Source organism: Amycolatopsis sp. BJA-103 (genome assembly GCF_002849735.1).
Classification (GTDB): domain Bacteria; phylum Actinomycetota; class Actinomycetes; order Mycobacteriales; family Pseudonocardiaceae; genus Amycolatopsis.
Map to the genome: position 1 here is coordinate 5150720 of NZ_CP017780.1, position 15857 is coordinate 5166576.

The 15857-nt window shown below is 70.5% G+C and carries 18 protein-coding genes; 8 read left to right on the forward strand and 10 right to left on the reverse strand.

Annotated elements, in window-relative coordinates; genetic code table 11:
- Window positions 1-15: 15 nt before the first annotated feature.
- Complete coding sequence (locus tag BKN51_RS22280; RefSeq protein ID WP_101609458.1) at window positions 16-969, reverse strand: hypothetical protein; 954 nt, start codon at window positions 967-969, stop codon at window positions 16-18.
- Between the two features lie 230 nt (window positions 970-1199).
- On the opposite strand from BKN51_RS22280, the gene BKN51_RS22285 reads away from it, so the two are divergent.
- The 6 genes from BKN51_RS22285 to BKN51_RS22310 all read left to right on the forward strand — a co-directional run bounded on the left by BKN51_RS22285 (window position 1200) and on the right by BKN51_RS22310 (window position 5461).
- Window positions 1200-1541 (forward strand): WXG100 family type VII secretion target, encoded by a 342-nt coding sequence (locus BKN51_RS22285; protein ID WP_073848466.1) that lies wholly within the window; start codon window positions 1200-1202, stop codon window positions 1539-1541.
- A gap of 21 nt (window positions 1542-1562) precedes the next feature.
- Window positions 1563-1865: a hypothetical protein gene (locus BKN51_RS22290; RefSeq protein WP_076168025.1), complete on the forward strand. Its 303-nt coding sequence runs from the start codon at window positions 1563-1565 to the stop codon at window positions 1863-1865.
- 110 nt (window positions 1866-1975) lie between these two features.
- On the forward strand, window positions 1976-2380 hold the full coding sequence (locus tag BKN51_RS22295) for a hypothetical protein (RefSeq protein WP_101609459.1): 405 nt from the start codon (window positions 1976-1978) through the stop codon (window positions 2378-2380).
- Window positions 2377-3681 carry a WXG100 family type VII secretion target gene (locus BKN51_RS22300; protein ID WP_101609460.1) on the forward strand — a complete coding sequence of 435 codons (1305 nt, stop codon included), beginning with the start codon at window positions 2377-2379 and terminating at the stop codon, window positions 3679-3681. The genes BKN51_RS22295 and BKN51_RS22300 overlap by 4 nt, the downstream gene beginning before the upstream one ends.
- A gap of 45 nt (window positions 3682-3726) precedes the next feature.
- Window positions 3727-5073 (forward strand): alpha/beta hydrolase, encoded by a 1347-nt coding sequence (locus BKN51_RS22305; protein ID WP_101609461.1) that lies wholly within the window; start codon window positions 3727-3729, stop codon window positions 5071-5073.
- 10 nt (window positions 5074-5083) lie between these two features.
- The gene (locus BKN51_RS22310) at window positions 5084-5461 is read left to right on the forward strand and encodes a hypothetical protein (RefSeq protein ID WP_101609462.1); all 378 of its coding nucleotides are present in this window, start codon (window positions 5084-5086) and stop codon (window positions 5459-5461) included.
- A 64-nt stretch (window positions 5462-5525) separates the two neighbouring features.
- Here the strand turns inward: BKN51_RS22310 and BKN51_RS22315 are convergent, their stop codons facing one another.
- From BKN51_RS22315 to nadA, 4 genes are all read right to left on the reverse strand, one after another.
- The gene (locus BKN51_RS22315; RefSeq protein ID WP_101609463.1) at window positions 5526-6695 is read right to left on the reverse strand and encodes a S8 family serine peptidase; all 1170 of its coding nucleotides are present in this window, start codon (window positions 6693-6695) and stop codon (window positions 5526-5528) included.
- A 213-nt stretch (window positions 6696-6908) separates the two neighbouring features.
- On the reverse strand, window positions 6909-7799 hold the full coding sequence (nadC, locus tag BKN51_RS22320) for a carboxylating nicotinate-nucleotide diphosphorylase (RefSeq protein WP_101609464.1): 891 nt from the start codon (window positions 7797-7799) through the stop codon (window positions 6909-6911).
- Entirely contained in the window at window positions 7796-9451 is a 1656-nt protein-coding gene (locus BKN51_RS22325; RefSeq protein WP_101609465.1) for an L-aspartate oxidase, read from the reverse strand. The genes nadC and BKN51_RS22325 overlap by 4 nt, the downstream gene beginning before the upstream one ends.
- A complete protein-coding gene (gene nadA, locus BKN51_RS22330) occupies window positions 9448-10458 on the reverse strand; it encodes a quinolinate synthase NadA (RefSeq protein WP_101609466.1) in 1011 nt (336 codons plus the stop codon). Before nadA ends, BKN51_RS22325 begins: the two co-directional genes overlap by 4 nt.
- A 123-nt stretch (window positions 10459-10581) precedes the next feature.
- Here nadA and BKN51_RS22335 point away from each other — a divergent pair, with 123 nt between their 5' ends.
- Both BKN51_RS22335 and BKN51_RS22340 read left to right on the forward strand, forming a co-directional pair.
- Window positions 10582-11217, forward strand: coding sequence for an NUDIX hydrolase (locus BKN51_RS22335; protein WP_101609467.1), 636 nt, complete (start codon window positions 10582-10584; stop codon window positions 11215-11217).
- Window positions 11218-11257: 40 nt separating this feature from the next.
- The gene (locus BKN51_RS22340; protein WP_101609468.1) at window positions 11258-11974 is read left to right on the forward strand and encodes an LON peptidase substrate-binding domain-containing protein; all 717 of its coding nucleotides are present in this window, start codon (window positions 11258-11260) and stop codon (window positions 11972-11974) included.
- Between the two features lie 79 nt (window positions 11975-12053).
- Here BKN51_RS22340 and BKN51_RS22345 read toward each other — a convergent pair whose 3' ends face one another.
- From BKN51_RS22345 to bioD, 5 genes are all read right to left on the reverse strand, one after another.
- Window positions 12054-13100, reverse strand: coding sequence for a M48 family metallopeptidase (locus BKN51_RS22345; RefSeq protein WP_101609469.1), 1047 nt, complete (start codon window positions 13098-13100; stop codon window positions 12054-12056).
- 45 nt (window positions 13101-13145) lie between these two features.
- A complete protein-coding gene (locus tag BKN51_RS22350; protein ID WP_101609470.1) occupies window positions 13146-13751 on the reverse strand; it encodes a DUF2567 domain-containing protein in 606 nt (201 codons plus the stop codon).
- A gap of 84 nt (window positions 13752-13835) precedes the next feature.
- Window positions 13836-14039, reverse strand: coding sequence for a biotin synthase auxiliary protein BsaP (gene bsaP, locus BKN51_RS22355; protein WP_101609471.1), 204 nt, complete (start codon window positions 14037-14039; stop codon window positions 13836-13838).
- Window positions 14026-15042, reverse strand: coding sequence for a biotin synthase BioB (gene bioB / locus BKN51_RS22360; protein ID WP_101609472.1), 1017 nt, complete (start codon window positions 15040-15042; stop codon window positions 14026-14028). Before bioB ends, bsaP begins: the two co-directional genes overlap by 14 nt.
- A gap of 84 nt (window positions 15043-15126) precedes the next feature.
- The gene (bioD, locus tag BKN51_RS22365; RefSeq protein ID WP_174720555.1) at window positions 15127-15843 is read right to left on the reverse strand and encodes a dethiobiotin synthase; all 717 of its coding nucleotides are present in this window, start codon (window positions 15841-15843) and stop codon (window positions 15127-15129) included.
- Between the last annotated feature and the right edge of the window lie 14 nt (window positions 15844-15857).

Consider the following 15857-nt stretch of genomic DNA (forward strand, 5'->3'; position numbering starts at 1 on the left):
GAGATACGGTGAAGATCACGTCAGCTGGTGCATCGGCCTCGGAGCCCGCAGCGAGAGCACCGAACCGGCCGTCACGACGGCGATGATCCCGGCGCCCGTGACCAGCGTCCAGAAGTCGGGGTGCACGATAGACTGTCCCCGCTGAGCCTGCCAGGTCAGCAGCACGAGCAATCCCGCGAAACCCACCGAAGCGGTCCGGACCAGATTCCGCCGCACGAATTCCGATTCGAGCACCGGATACCGCCGGGCGAGCACGAGCAGACCGTAGGCGACCAGCGGCAACGCCTGGATCGCGTGGATCCCGACGAAATGCGGGATCCGCATGTCCCCGCCGACGGTGCTCCAGCCCACCACCGGCAGCCCCGGACCGCCGTCGGGCACACCGACCGCGTGGGCGCCGATGATCGACGGCCGTTCGCCGGAGCGGAACTGGGCCGCCTGCTGTTCGTTCGGCCCGAACATCAGCAGCGCGATCCCGATGCCCGCGACCGACAACGCGGCACCCGCGCGTAACGCGGAGTTCATCGCCCGGTCGGGAAGACGTTGGAACAGCAGGAGAACCGCGATCGCCGCCGTCGCTCCCCAGCCCGTGAAGGCGCCGTTCGCGACCATGTTGTTGATCCACTGGTCGGCCGGGGTCTCCTGGTTGAAGTGGAGCGTCCTGCCGCGGACGATGACCTGCCAGAACAGCAGCGCCATGTCGAGGCCGAGGCCGACCGCGAACACCGTCCCGAGCCACCAGCCCAGCCGCCGCCCCCGGGTCAGCTGTCCGATCAGCCAGGCCAGTGTCACCGCGTAGAGCCCCACGGAAATCGTGAACTTGAGCGGTTTGAGCCAAATGGGCGCGTTGACGAGGCTGCGATCGTCGAAAACGAGACCGCCGAGCGCGATCGTCCCGAGCACCGCCATCGCCGCCGCCAAGATCATCAACGGGCGATGCAGTACCGTCCTGGATCCCCTGTCCACCATGGATTAGAGGGTGCCGGGAGGCTCCACTTCGAACACTGGAGTACTCCCCCGGATCGAAGGTGGGGAAGGCCCTACCCCCGAGCTGTGGGTAATAGTGCCGTCACCCTGACCGGCAGTTGTGCCGTTTGACCACACTCCCCTCTTTTCTAGCGTGTCCTTCACAAGAGCAGACAGGGCGTCCCCTGGTGCTCACCGGGATTTCCAGCGAGATGAGAGGAGGTGGCCCATCCATGACCGGTACGGGATATCAGGCAGACGCAGCTGCGATGGCGCGCGCCGTCCAGGGGTTCGAGGAAACCGCGTCGAATGCCAAAACGACGATGGCCAGCTTGGAGAGCGAGTTGACCCAGACCCTGCACAACTACAAGGGTGACCAGGCCGTCGCGTTCTGGGACCTGCAGCGCCGCCTGCAGGAGAAGATGACCATCGCCGTGAACGAGCTCAACACGATGTCGCGCCTCGTCCACGAAAGCAACCGGAACTACAACTCGGGTGACGAGCAGGTCCGGGAAAGCCTGACCGGGGTCAGCGGGACCGTCGACCAGACCGTGATCCACCGGCTCAACCCCTGATCCGCGAGAGGACCACCAATCATGGCTGACGTCGTCGAAATCAACTTCGCCGCGCTGCAGCACAGCTCGGCCTCGCTGGCCGCCAAGGCGAAGGCGCTCACCTCCCAGCTCGAACAGCTGCACACCAACCTGCAGCCGATCACCCAGACCTGGTACGCCTCCGGCAGCTCCGCCGGTGAGGCCGCCCGTGCGTCTGAAACCCGCCTGCGCCAGGCCACCGCGGACATCGTGGCGATCATCGCGCAGTTCGGCGGCAAGGTCGGCGACGCCCACGATATCCAGCACAGCCTGGAGAACCGTAACCAGGGCCTGTTCGCCGGCTGAGTCCCCATCCGTCGGCCGGCCGGTGCTTTCACCCCCCTCGGCACCGGCCGGCCGGCTTTGCGCGTAGTCGTCCCTTGTAGGCATGGCCGATCACGAGAGAGCCGGGATCAATGCAAGACCAGTCGTACTACGTCCATCTGGAATCACTGAAGGACTTCGTGCGGGAACTGGAGACCCAGATCCACGCGATGTCCAAGCCGAACGACTTCCTGCTGACCCTGGGCGAGCAGCCGCTGCTGTTCGGCGAGTTCGGGGAGGCGGGTTCCCTCGACAAGGCGCACAAGGCCGCGGTCGCCGAGATGCAGGGCCTGCTGGACCAGGTCAAGGGCGCGATCACCTTCGCGCAGGACGTCACCACGACCGTCGCCGACGGTTACGCCGCGGCCGACGAATCGGTGGCGGGCGACATGAACCACTCCAGCCAGCAGACCGGGCTGCTCGATCCCCTGCTCAACGTCCTCGGCGGGGTGCTGGGTGGCAACAGCGGCTCGAACGGCGGGGGGAACAAGGGATGACCAGCACCGCTCACACGAACTTCGCCGCCTTTTCGCACCAGCAGCTCTACGCGATGCTGCAGGCGGGCGACCCCAACACGGCACGGCACGCGGCCCACAAATGGCAGTCCACCGGCTCCGGGCTGTTCGAACAGGCCGAGAACCTGACCGGCGAGTTGAAGGACTTCTCCGGCAGCTGGACCGGCGGCGCCGCCGACAAGTACCACACGATGATCACCGACCTGGTCGGCGGCATCCGCAAGGTCGCCCAGACCGCGCACGCGATGAACCACCTCCTCGAGGACGCGGCGGACGCGCTGGTGAAGGCCAAGAAGGAGATGCCGCCGCCGGTCGCGGTGCCCGACGTCTCCCCCGCCGACCTCGCGCTGGCCGTGAACCCGCCGCTGCTGCCCCCGGATTCGTCGCAGGCGACGGTCATCGCCGCCGCGCAGCAGCGGCAGCAGGCGATCTCGAACGTCGAGGCGCAGCAGCAGGCCGCGGGCGCGGCCAACGCGGCGCACAGCAAGGCGATCGTGGTGATGACCCAGCTCGCCGGCGAGTACTCCACGGCGGAAGAGTCCATTCCGGCCTCGCCGAACGCCGTCGCCCCGCCGCCGGTCACCGGTGGCGGCACGGCCCCCGGCGGTGGCTCCGTCGGCAACAACATCGGCGGGACGCCCGGCGTCGGGGTGCTGCCGGGCGACAACACGCACCCGTTGCCGTCGGACGGCTCCACCCCGCCCACCACCGGGCAGCCCCAGCCCCCCAAGTCGAACCCGTTGTTCGGCGACATGTTCACCGCAGGTCTCGCTGCGGCCTCGGCCGCCGCGTTCGGCCGGTTCGGCTCGATCATGCCGCGCGTCCCGGGTTGGGCCAACGGCAAGAACCCGAACGACGGCAAGGACAAGAACGGTGACGCCGCCGGAGGTGGCGCCGGTGCGGCCGGCGCGACCGCGGGCGGTGCCGGTGGCGGCATCCCGATCGGCGGCGGAGCGCCCTCGCTGGACGGCGGCGCGATCGGCGCGGGCGGCGGGTTCTCCGGTCCCGGCGAGGCACCGGCCGCGTTCTCCGGTCTGGCGGGCGACGGTTCCTCGGGCAGCGCGATGAGCGGGCTGGCGGGCGGAGCGGCCGGTGCCGCGGGCGCGGCGGCGGCCAAGGGCGCGATGCCGATGATGCCCATGATGCCGATGGGCATGGGCGCGGGCGGCGACATGGGCTCCGGGCGCCGGATCCCGCCGTGGCTCGTGGAGACCGAGAACGTCTGGGGTCAGTCGTCCCCGGTCGCTCCCGCCGTGCTCGGCGAAGAATCCGAACAGTACTGATTTCTTTCTGAACATTTCTTTCTGAACAGGAGAGGCGGCTCGGTGATGGCATCCAGTGCGGGCGGTTACCGAGTCGCCCCCGCCAGGCTCGAAGCGGCGGCGGCCGAACTCGAACAGCGCGCCGGCGTGCTCAAGACGGCGCAGACCGCGCTCGCGGGTGAGAACGTCCCCGCCACCGCGTTCGGCCAGGTTTCGGCCTCCAGCGCGGCTTCCGCGACGTTCACCAAGACGATCAAGGACGTCGCGGGCAAACTCGACGGCCAGCTCACCAAGGCGACGGTGATCCACCAGGGTCTCAGCGCGGCGGCGGGCGGCTACCGGCGCGCCGACGTCCAGGTCGCCGCCTCGTACCGCGCCCTGATGCCGGAGAGCCCGTTGCCCAAGGCCGGGAATCCGGCGGGTGTCGGCGGCGCGGCCGACACCGGGCAGTGGGCGGCGGCGATCGCCGAGAACCGCACCAAGGTCTCCGACGCGCTGACGTCGGAGCGCGAGCGGCTCGCGAACCTCTTGGCGCACGGCGGAAAAGCCGACGACATCACGAACGCGCGCAACCGCATCGCGCTGTACGAGGACATCATCGCCAACGACCGGCAGATCCTCCGGTTCGATCCGCGCGAGCTCGGGCGTATCGCCGAACTGGTCGGCCGGATCGAACCGGGCACCCGCAATGTCGGGCTGTTCGTCCCGGGCGTCAACACCTCGTTCGACAACTTCCAGAGCTACGCCGACCTCGGCAAGAGCCTGGTCGCCGCGGACGCCACCGGACGGACCGCGATGGTGGTCTGGGCCGACGGCGTCTTCCCCCAGAACGTGATCACCGAAGGCCCCGCCGCGCACTACGCGCAGACGATGGCGCCCGAACTCAAGGCGTTCGGCGACGAACTGCGCGGCCAGATCGACAGCCACGCCGGCCCCGGCGTCGTGGTCACCGCCGTCGGGCACAGCTACGGCGGCGCGACCGTGGGGCTCGCCGAGCAGCTCGGGCTCCGGGCCGACCAGGTGCTGCACGTCGAATCCGCGGGCATGGGACACGGGATCTGGGGCCCGGACGATCTTCCGGCCAGCCAGGCCGGTGTGCAGCGATACTCCATGACGGCCCCCTTCGACCCGATCGTGGTCGCGCAGGGCAACGCGGGCCTCGTCGAATGGCTCGGCGCCGGGCACGGAGCGGACCCCGACCGCTTCCCCGGCGTCGTCGAACTGGAAACCGGCCGCGACGCGAACGGCGACCTGCAGTGGGGCATGGATTCCCACAGCGGGGTGCTCAAGCCCGGTTCGGATTCGTGGAACAACATCTACGGTGTGATCACGGGCGGACCGCTCACGCACGAGGGCTTCACGAGTGGCTCGCTGCGGGAGATGGCCGTCGAAGGCGTGGGCCGAGGCCTGTGAGGGGTTGGTCATGATCACCAGGAACACCGAACTCGACCCGCTGGCCGAGGATCTGACAGCGGTCATCGACGGCGTCGCGGGCACCTTCGGCACCAGCGCGGAGCGCACCGTGGAAGGCGAACTGGACTGCGACCCGACCCAGCCGGGGCGGCTGCTCTGCTGGCAGTACGGCCTCCGCGTGGACGACGCGTCCGACGCGGTCCGCAAGCTCGTCGACGTCGTCCTGCCGTTGCTGGAAGGCCAGGGCTGGCGGGCGCGCGACCGCAGCAACCCGCGTGAGCTGATCGCGCAGTTCAGCCGCGACGGCGCCGACTTCAACGTGCACGTCTCCCGCGCCGGAGACGGCGTGGCCATCGTGGGCTCGACAGCCTGCGTATCCGTCCCCTAGTACCCCGGGGGTCGCAAAAAGACCTCGTGAGCGGCAGTGGTGTCCCCCAGTACTCCGCTGCCGCTCACGAGGCGCGAAAACGCGAAGGCCGCCAGCCCCGGCGCTTGCCCCGCCTGGCCGCGGCCACCACCACTCCCGCCGCGATGGCGACGGCCACCCCGACGACGGCGAGTACGCCCGCGACCTTGTCCGCGTTCGCTCGCGCGGGGGCGGCCGCGGGGACCACGTAGGTGTCCGGACCGACGCTCGGCGGTCCTCCCGGACCGGGCGTACCGGCCGGGATGGCGGCGGAAACGGCCGCGTAGGCATCGATCGCGCCCCAGCCCCGCCGGGGATCGTGCGCCCCGTTCGGACCGCGGTGCGCGGTCAGCGTCAGCCGGGCGACGACCTGCTCCGGCGACAGCTCCGGGTGATACGCGCGCACGAGCGCCGCGACACCGGCGACGTGCGCGGCGGCCAGGCTGGGATCGCTCACCGGCCACCGGTGCGCCACGGTCCCGCCCGCGCCCGCGGAAGTGCTGACCAGTTCGGCGCCGGGCGCCGAAACCCCCACGTAGGCACCGGATTCCGTCTGCACCGCCTCGCCGGCCTGGTTGGTCGAACCCACGGCGAGCACGCCCGGGGTCGCGGTCGGATAGGACGTCTGGCCCTGCTGCGTTCCCGCGGCGGGAGAGACGATCAGCGCGCCCTTCTCCCTGGCGCGCGAGACGGCGCCGGTCAGCGCGGGGTTGTCGGTAGCGGCCGGGACGGCGATCAGGATGATCCCGGCGCCGCGGTTCAGCGCGGTCTCGATGGCGGACGCGAGCTGCCCGGGGTCGCCGCCGCCGTTCACCTGGGTGTAGCGGATCGGGAGGATCTTGGCGCCGGGCGCGATCCCGGTGAACGTGGTGGACGGATCCGGTTGCGCGCCGACGATCCCGGCGGCGATGGTGCCCCGGCCGTCGCAGTCTTCGGCCTCGGTGCCCTGGCCGCCGACGAGCTGACCGGGCGCGAACTGGCCGTTGCGGCCGTCGACCCCGGTGCCGATCACCGCGACGAGCTGGCCGGTGCCGCGGGAGAGCGGCCAGATCCGCGCGGGATCGATCAGCCGTTGCCCCCACGGGACGGCCGCGGTGTAGGTGCCCGTCGGGTTCGCGCACTGCTCGGCGACCGCCGTCCCCGGGACGGGGGTGCCGAGCAGTGCCACGAAGGCCACGCCTCCCGCGACGGCACTTTTACCGGCAATGCCCACCATTCCTCCAGAATTCCCTTGTCACACAAGGGAATTCTAGTTTGCCAGTGGTTGCCATCGGAAGTCCTCCCGGGGTATTCGGTGGATCCAGGTTTCCGCTGGGCGTGCGGCCGTGAGGTCCTCGTACCGGGTTGTACTCGGGTCTCACGGCCGTGCGTCCAGCGGGAAGCTGGGCCGTCGAGACCCCAGGAGGACTTCCGATGGTGACCACTCAGGTCAGCGCAGGTCCATCCCGAGGTCGAGCGCGGGTGAGGAATGGGTGAGCGCGCCGACGGCGAGGAAGTCCACACCGGACTCGGCGTAGGCCCGCGCGACGTCCAGCCGCAGTCCGCCCGAGGATTCGAGGCGGGTCTTCGGCGAGACCTCGTCGCGCCGGTCGACGGCCTTCGCGCACTCGTCGGGGGTGAAGTTGTCGAGCAGCACCTCGTCGGCACCCGCGGCGAGCGCCTCCTCCAGCTGGTCCAGGTCGTCGACCTCGACCTCGCAGTGCAGTTCGGGCGCGTGCTCGCGGGCCGCGGCCAGTGCCGCCGTCACCGAACCGGCGGCGACGACGTGGTTGTCCTTGATCAGCACCGCGTCGCCGAGACCGAGCCGGTGGTTCACCCCGCCGCCCGCGCGGACGGCGTACTTCTCCAGCAGCCGCAGGCCGGGCAGGGTCTTGCGGGAATCGCGGACGCGGCAGCCGGTGCCGTCCACAGTGGACACCCAGGTGGCGGTCGCGGTGGCGATGCCGGAAAGGTGGCACAGCAGGTTCAGCGCGGTGCGTTCGGCGGTGAGCAGACCGCGCACCGGGCCGCGCACGACCAGCGCGGGCTCCCCGGCGGTCAGCCGCTCGCCGTCGTCGCGGGCGGCCAGGATCTCCAGGCCCGAACCGAGGACGACGTCGAAAACCGCGAGAGCCACCGGGATCCCGGCGATCACGCCCGCTTTCCTGGGTGTGAGCTCGGCCAGCGCGTGCGCGGACTCGGGCACGGTGGCGTTCGTCGTCGCGTCGGGTCCGTAGCGGAGGTCCTCGGCCAGCGCCGTCGTGACGACCCGGTGGACGTCGGGGACGTCGAGACCGTGGTCGACCAGCGCCTTGGTGACCCAGTGGGAGAATTCGCTCATGCCACACCCTCCAAAGCGATCGGATCGGCCAGTACCGGCTGCCCGGACGGGCTGAGCCGGATGAGCTGGCCGCGTTGCCAGGTGTTGTCGTCACGTCCGGGGAAGTCGGTCCGCACGTGGCAGCCCCGGGATTCCGTCCGGCGCGCGGCCGCCGCGACCAACGCCTCAGCCACCACCGTGAGGGCGGCGTCCTCGACGATCCGAGGCGTCCACAAAGGACTCTCGATCACCGAAAGATCCAGCACCGAACCGACGACGGCGAGCCCCTCCTCGTCGCGGCCGATCGCGGCGTACCGGCTCATCGCGCGCTGCAACGCGTCGCGATCGGTGACCGCGACCGTGGCGGGCGGCTTGAGCACACCGCGACGCGGGTCCGCGAGCAACCCGGCGGCGAGGTCCGCGGCGGCCGCCTCGGCCACCCGGCGCCCGACGACGAGTCCTTCGAGCAAACTGTTGGAGGCCAAGCGGTTCGCCCCGTGCAGGCCGGTCCTCGCGACCTCGCCCGCCGCGTAGAGGCCGCGGACGCCGGACCGTCCGTCCACAGTGGTCACGACGCCACCGCAGGCGAAATGCGCCGCGGGCGTGACCGGGATCGGGTCCTTCGCCGGGTCGAGACCGATCACCGCGCACGCCGCGTGCACGGTCGGGAACCGCTTCGCGAACCCGGTGATCCCTGTGGCGTCGAGGAAGACGTGGTCGTCGACACCGCCGGGAGCCTGCACCATCCGGCGCGTGATCGCCGCCGACACGACGTCCCGGGGCGCGAGATCACCGAGCGGGTGCACCCCGCGCATGACCGAAGCGCCCGTCGCGTCGTGCAGGGTCGCGCCCTCACCGCGCACCGCTTCGGTGACCAGCGGGCACCGGCCGCGCGCGCCCGGAGTGAACAGGACCGTCGGGTGGAACTGAACGAACTCGACGTCCGCGAGCTGCGCTCCCGCGCGCAACGCGAGCGCCAGCCCGTCGCCCGTGGCGAGCTCCGGATTCGACGTCGCCTGGTAGAGCTGCCCCAGCCCGCCGCTGGCCAGCAGCACGGCGGATGCCCGGACGACCCCGGGAACGCCGTGGTGGTCCAGCACGGTCACGCCCGCCACCTCGCCGGCGGGCGTGCGGATCGCGTCGACGGCGATGTGGTGTTCCAGCACCGGGATCCGCCGGTCACCGGCCTTCGCGACCAGCGTCCGTTCGACCTCGGCCCCGGTCGCGTCGCCGCCCGCGTGGATGACCCGGAAAGCGCTGTGCCCGCCTTCCCGCGTACGGGCGAGTTCGGGCCGCCCTTCGACCGCCGGGTCGAAGCGGGCGCCCTCGGCCCGGAGCCTGGCCACCGCGGCCGGGCCGCCCGCGATGACCGAGCGGACGGCCTCCTCTTCGCAGAGCCCGGCACCGGCGGTGAGCGTGTCCGCGGCGTGCTTGCCGACCGAATCGCCCTGCTCGTGCTCACCTTCCAGCACGACCGCGACCCCGCCCTGCGCCCACCGGGTGTTCCCGTCGGAGACCGCCGCCTTGGTGACCACCAGGACGCGCAGGCCGAGCTCCTGGGCGCGCAGCGCGGCGGTGAGCCCGGCCACTCCGCTGCCGATCACCACAAGATCGGCGGCGGCCTCCCACTCCGGGTGGGTTTTCGCCTGAAGGGCGGTAACCGGGTCGGTCATTCTCCGCCGCCAGGCTGCCCGATCTCGATCATGCGCTGCACGGAAGCGCGGGCACGGGCGGCGGTCTCGATGTCGACGTGGACCTCGTCGGCACCCTCACGCAGCGACCGCAGCAGGGCGGCAGGCGTGATCATCTTCATGTACCGGCAGGACGCCCGGTCGTTCACCGCGCGGAAGTCGATCTCCGGCGCGGCCTTGCGCAGCTGGTGGATCATGCCGATCTCCGTGGCGACGAGGACCGACTTCGCCTTGGTGTCGCGGGCGGCGTGGACCATGTCGCCGGTCGAGAGGATCTTGACCCGCTCGGGGGCGACGGCGCCCTCGCCCGCGAGGTACAGCGCCGACGTCGCGCAGCCGCATTCCGGGTGGATGAACAGGTCGGCGTCCGGGTTCTCCGCGGCCCGCTCGGCCAGTTCGGCACCGTTGATCCCGGCGTGCACGTGGCACTCACCGGCCCAGATGTGCATGTTCTCGCGGCCCGTCACGCGCTTGACGTGCGCGCCGAGGAACTGGTCCGGCAGGAACAGAACCTCCTGGTCAGCGGGGATCGAGGCGACCACGTCGACGGCGTTCGACGACGTGCAGCAGATGTCGGTCTCCGCCTTGACCTCGGCCGTGGTGTTCACGTACGACACGACGACGGCGCCGGGGTGCTCGGCCTTCCAGGCGCGCAGTTCGGCGCCGGTGATCGAGTCCGCGAGCGAGCAGCCGGCCCGCGCGTCCGGGATCAGGACCGTCTTCTCGGGCGCCAGGATCTTCGCCGTCTCGGCCATGAAGTGCACGCCGCAGAAGACGATGGTGGACGCTTCACTGCTCGCCGCGATCCGGCTGAGCGCGAGGGAATCGCCGGTGAAATCGGCGATGTCCTGGATCTCGGGGACCTGGTAGTTGTGCGCGAGCAGGACGGCGTCGCGCTGGCGAGCGAGGCTCCGCACCTCCTCCGCCCAAGCCGCGTCGGCGACGACGCCACCGTAGGGAGTCAGGTCGTTCTGCAGGGTGCTCGTCATCGTTCTGGCCCTCCTGGACCGATTTGTCCAAAGTCGGTTTTCGCCTTACAATCGAAAACCATGCGAAGTCATCTTAACACCCAGACCCCCCTCGCCCACGAGGTTTTGGGAGCGGTCCTGCAAGTGCGCTCGGACACACTCCGGGTCCTGCTGTGGCGGCGCGCGCTCGATCCGCATCTGGGCCGCTGGTCCCTGCCGGGCGGCAGGCTTCGCCCGGATGAAGACGTCGAGGCGTCCATTCGGCGGCAGCTCGCGGAGAAGGTCGACGTACGCCAGTTGAAGCATGTGGAGCAGCTGGCGGTGTTCAGCGCGCCGGACCGGGTGCCGGGCCCGCGCGTCGTGGCGACGGCGTTCCTCGGCCTCGTACCGTCCGATGTGGACCCCGAGATCCCGGAAGACACCGAATGGCACGACGTTTCCGAGCTGCCGCGGACGGCGTTCGACCACGAGTCCATCGTGCTGCGCGCGCGGGACCGGCTCCGGTCGAAACTCTGCTACACGAATCTCGGGTTCGCGCTCGCCCCGGAAGAGTTCACCGTATCGGCGTTGAGGGGGCTCTACTCGGCTGCGCTGGGTTACCGGGTGTCCGCGACGAACCTGCAGCGTGTGCTGTCCCGGCGAGGGCTGCTCCTGCCCACCGGGCACACCGCTCCGCCCGGGCGCAGCGGTGGGCGTCCGGCGGCCCTCTTCTCCTTCGCGGGCAAGGGGATGCAGATCACCGACCCGTTCGCGGTGTTCCGCCCGCCCGCCGCGAAGTGACCGTCCTGCGAAGTGCGTGCCGTGCCCGTACCTTGAACGGGTGACCGAGCCGAGCGATGAGTCCACCGGGAAGGCGATCTTGCCGCTGTTCCCGCTACAGACCGTGCTTCTGCCCGGAACACACCTCCCTCTGCACATTTTCGAACCGCGGTACCGGCAGCTGATGACCGACCTCGTCGGTGACGTCATCCCGGACCGCGAGTTCGGGGTCGTCGCGCTGCGTTCGGCGATGATCCGGGAGGTGAGCGGGCCCGAGCACGTCCACGAAGTCGGCTGCAGCACGGTGCTGCGCGAGGCGAAACGGCTGCCGGACGGCAGATTCGACGTCGTCACCACCGCGCGGCGCCGGTTCCGGCTGCTCGAAATAGACCGCGTCTCCGCGCCCTACCTGATCGGCTCGGTCGAATGGATACCCGACGACCGGGTCTCGTCGGTGCACGGCGACACCGTCGCCAGGCTCGCCGACGTCGCCAAGGCCGCGCACCGGCGCTACTGCGAGTCCGCCTGGCACGCCGACGACTGGACCACCCCGCCCGACGACGGCGACATCGCGGCGCTCGCGTACCGGCTCACCGCCGACTGCCTGCTCCCGATGGAGGACCGGCAGCGCCTGCTGGAGGAGTCCAACCCGCTGCGGCGGCTGCGGATCGCGTGCCGGCTGCTGACGCGGGAGGCCGGGTTCCTCAGCACGCTCGGCGCGGTCCCGATGCCGCCGGGGGAACTCGGCGAGTTCACGCGCCCCTCGAACCTGAACTGAGCGGGCCCGCCGGATGCTATGAAAGTCCCCTTCATTGCAAATTTTGCAATGAAGGGGACTTTCATAGCGCGCGCGAGGGCTACTTACCGGACTCCGGGGTGCTGTCGGAGCCGTTGCCGAACTTGTTCCACACCTTGCCCGCCGCACCGGACACCGCCTCGCCGACGTCGCTGAACACCTTCGTCAGCGGGTCGGCCGAGCTGTTCCAGGAATCCTTGTAGGACTTCGCGGCCGACTTCAGGTCGTCGGTCCAGGTGGAGGACGGCGCGTCCGCGTCGCGGCGCGGGTACTGGCCCGCCAGGATCGCCCGGTACTCCTCGGAAGCGGCCCACTTCTGCAGTTGCGCGGCCCGCACGACGGCCAGCGGATGCGACATCGTCTCGACGTAGCGCAGCTTCAGGTAGCTGTCGCGGATGTCGTCGACCGATTCGTACTCGGCCGCCTGCTGCAGGAACGCCGGGATGTCGATCTTCGAGGGGTCGATGCCGCCCGCGACCAGGATCTGCGACCGCAGCGCCGCCGTCGGGTCCTGCGAGCACAGCAGCCCGGCGCGGTCGCACGACAGTTCGGCCTTGCGGTACCACTCGCGCAGCGCGGCGATGACGACGCGGATGCCGATCGCGCTCACCGGCGTCCACGACATCGACATCTGCAGGCCGATCAGCCGGAGCATGATGGTGCGGTACACCGCGTGCCCGGACAGCACGTGCCCCATCTCGTGCCCGATCACGAACCGCAGCGACGCGAGGTCCATCGCTTCGACGGCCGCGGTGTTGAGCACGATGAACGGCTCGTCCATGCCGATCGTCTGCGCGTTGACCTCGGGGCTGCGGGCGACGTACAGGTTCGGCACGCGCTCGAGGTCGAGGGTCTCGGCGCATTCGTTGCGGAGCTTGTCCAGTTCCGGGTACTGCTTCGGGCCCACCCGGATGCCGGACGCGAGCGCCATGAGCCGCTCGCCGCGTTCGGAGTAGAAGCCCGAAACCGCCTTCACGACCTGCGCGAACCCGGGAACCGCGCGCAGGGTGGCCAGCGCGCCGCGGTCGACGGGGTGTTCGTAGGCACGCGGGCTGATACCCGGGAAGCGGACGGCGTTGTGCCGGGAAACCTCGATGTCGTCGGTCAAGAAGAGCCCCCTAGAGAAGTTGCCGCCCACCCTAGAGGAAAACGCTCAGCCGAGGCGGCGACCCAGATCTTCTCGCCCGTTCCAGGCGGTCAGCAGCGTGTACACCAGCGTGGTCATCAGCGGCGCGGCGAGCATGATCCACGTCGATTCGAGCTGTGGCGCCTTCGCGATGACGTCGCCGACGGCCGGTGCCGCGGCGATCTCGTAGCGGCCGTTGGCGAACGAGACGCCCATCGTCGCGCCCAGCCAGCCCGCGAGGGTCGCGCCGCCGGTCGCGGCGATCAGCACGACCGGACCGCGGCGTTCCCGCAGCATCCAGGTCACGACGCCGATCAGCAGCCCGGCGCCGAGCGCGAGGAAACCGTAGATCGCGAGGTCGTCGAAGCGGTGCCAGCTCTCCAGTTCCAGCGGCGCGAGACCGCCGCGGTCGTTGATCACGCGCATCCGCTGCGGCGGTGCGAGCCGCGACCACAGCCAGGCCAGCGGGAAGCCGAGCAGGCCCGCCGTGGACAGCACGCTGACCGCCGGCAGCAGATCGGCCTTGATGACGACCTTCGGGTGTGGGCGGCGCGGCCTCGGCAGCACGGGCACCGACCAGGGGTCGGACACGCTGGAAGACAGGTGTGCCGGTTTTCCCGACGTCTCGCCCAACCCGGACTCCTCCCTCACGCAGCTTGAGCAGAGCGTAACCAATGACGCTCCCAGCGCACGCAACCCGGCACCGAGTCGCGGGAATCAGCCGGCCAGTTCACCGTGACGGCTGCACCGGGCCGTCCAGCCCACCGGGGTGATCTGGACGACCATCCGCCGCGCGCAGAACGTGCAGTAGCGCGGCGGTTCGAGGGCCGTTCTCGGGTTGTGGCAAGCGGGATGTTCCGCGCCGCCGTCGGACGGCTGTCCACAGTGGACGCAGAACGCCGGTCGGTCAGAGGACGTCACTGATCGCCTTCACCGGCATCTTCAGCTCGTCGAGCATCTCCAGGTCCGCGGTGGCCGGGCGGCCGAGGTTGGTCAGGTAGTTGCCGACGATGATCGCGTTGATGCCGCCGAGCATGCCCTGCTTGGTGCCCAGGTCGCCGAAGGTCAGCTCACGGCCGCCGGAGAAGCGCAGCAGCGGGCGGGGCATCGCGAGCCGGAACGCGGCGACGGTGCGCAGCGCGTCCTTGCCTTCGACGACCTCGTAGCCCTCGTACGGCGTTCCCGGCTGCGGGATGAGGAAGTTCATCGTGCATTCGTCCGGGTTCAGCTCGGCCAGCTGCGCCGCGAACTCGGCGCGCTGTTCGACGCTCTCCCCCATGCCGATGATGCCGCCGCAGCAGACCTCCATGCCCGCCTCGCGGATCATGCGCAGGGTCTCCCAGCGCTCTTCCCACGTGTGCGTGGTGACGACGTTCGCGAAATGCGAGCGCGCGGTCTCCAGGTTGTGGTTGTAGCGGTGCACGCCCATCTCGACGAGCTCGTCGACCTGTTCCTGGGTGAGCATGCCGAGCGAGCAGGCGATCTGGATGTCGTTGCCGTCCTCGCGGATGGCCTTGATCCCCTCGCGGACCTGCGAGAGCAGCCGCTTGTCGGGACCGCGGACGGCGGCGACGATGCAGAACTCGGTCGCGCCGGTCTCGACGGTCTGACGGGCGGCCTTGACCAGGCCGGGGATGTCCAGCCACGCCGAACGCACCGGCGTCGGGAAGCGGCCGGACTGCGAGCAGAAGTGGCAGTCCTCGGGGCAGCCGCCGGTCTTGAGGCTGATGATGCCCTCGACCTCGACCTCGGGGCCGCACCAGCGCATCCGCACCTCGTGGGCCAGCGCCAGCAGATCGGTCAGGTGGTCGTCGCCGAGCCGCAGGACTTCGAGGAGCTGCTCCTCGCCGAGGCCGACGCCACGCTCGAGGACCTGTTCACGCGCCACGGCGAGGATGTCGACGGTCTCCGGGGCTGTGGTCACGAGGCGGCTCCTGTTCGGGGTGGGGCGTCAAAGCAAAGGCACATCATCGTGCACGACCGGGTGTCCCGGACACAGCGACGCAGATCACTTCTGCGCCGACGCGCGGCCGACGAAGCATTCCGGATCGAACTCCCCGCCGAACCACGGCGAGAGACCCGCCCTGGCCCGGGCGGCGAACTCCTCGGGCTCCGCCGAGCCCAGGCCGGCGGGCAGTACGCCCAGCAGCGGGGCGCCGGCGGCGACCGGCAGGTCCCGCAGGTTCGACACCGCGGCCAGGTCGGGCTCGTCGGGCCACGAGCCGATGATCACCCCGGCCACGGTGAGCCCGCGTTTGGTCGCGACCTCGGCGGTCAGGGCGGTCGCGTTGAGCGTGCCCAGCCCGGCCTCGGCCACGACGATCACCAGCGCGCCGAGCGACCAGGCGACGTCGGCCAGCGAGGCGCCGTCGGCGTCGAACCGGACCAGCAGCCCGCCCGCGCCTTCGATGAGGGTGAGGTCGTGTTCGCCGTCGAGATCGCTCGCCGCGGCGGCGATCTCGCTCGGGGACAACGTCGGCAGCCCGGAAAGCCTGGAGGCCGCCTCGGGTGACAGCGGATCCGGGTATCGCCGCAGCTCACGCGTGGTGACCGGGCCGGCGAGGCGGAGGACGTCGTCGAGGTCGCCCGGCTCGTCCGGCCCCACTCCGGTCTGCGCCGGTTTCAGCACGGCGACGCGTTGGCCCTGCCCGGCGGCCAGCGCGGCGATGGCGGCGGTGGTGATCGTCTTGCCGACACCGGTTCCGGTGCCGGTTATGACCAGCATGCTCACGTGGGTTG